The sequence below is a fragment of the Ensifer sp. NM-2 genome (genome assembly GCF_003024455.1).
Lineage (GTDB): Bacteria > Pseudomonadota > Alphaproteobacteria > Rhizobiales > Rhizobiaceae > Ensifer > Ensifer canadensis.
In genome coordinates this window covers 1-412 of the sequence record NZ_PVZR01000159.1, presented here as the reverse complement: position 1 = coordinate 412, position 412 = coordinate 1, and the positions used below count along the sequence as shown (strand labels likewise).

Sequence of the window (412 nt, the reverse complement as noted above, 5' to 3'; positions counted from 1 at the left end):
CCAGACGGCCCGCGGCGCGGGCGGCGGCGGTCCGCGCTCGGTGCTGTACCTGACGGGTGAGGAGTCGGCGGCGCAGGTGCGCTCCCGCGCAGACCGGATCGGGGCGATCGCGGACACCCTGCGCTTGACGGCGGAGACGGACCTGGGTCGGGCGCTGGGGCAGATCGAGCGGACGGACCCGGAGCTGGTGATCGTAGACTCCGTGCAGACCCTGCAGTCCACCGAGGTGGACGGGATCGCCGGGGGCGTCAGCCAGGTGCGCGAGGTGGCGGCCAGCCTCATCCGCACGGCCAAGGAGAAGGGGATCACCACGGTCCTGGTGGGCCACGTGACGAAGGACGGGACCATCGCGGGTCCGCGGCTGCTCGAGCACCTCGTGGACGTGGTCTGCCAGTTCGAGGGGGACCGCCAC

At 73.1% G+C, this 412-nt stretch carries 1 protein-coding gene; it reads left to right on the top strand.

Going from position 1 to position 412, the window contains the following annotated elements:
• A partial coding sequence (locus tag C6558_RS39275) for an AAA family ATPase (protein ID WP_146161029.1) occupies positions 1-412 on the top strand: 412 nt, incomplete at both ends.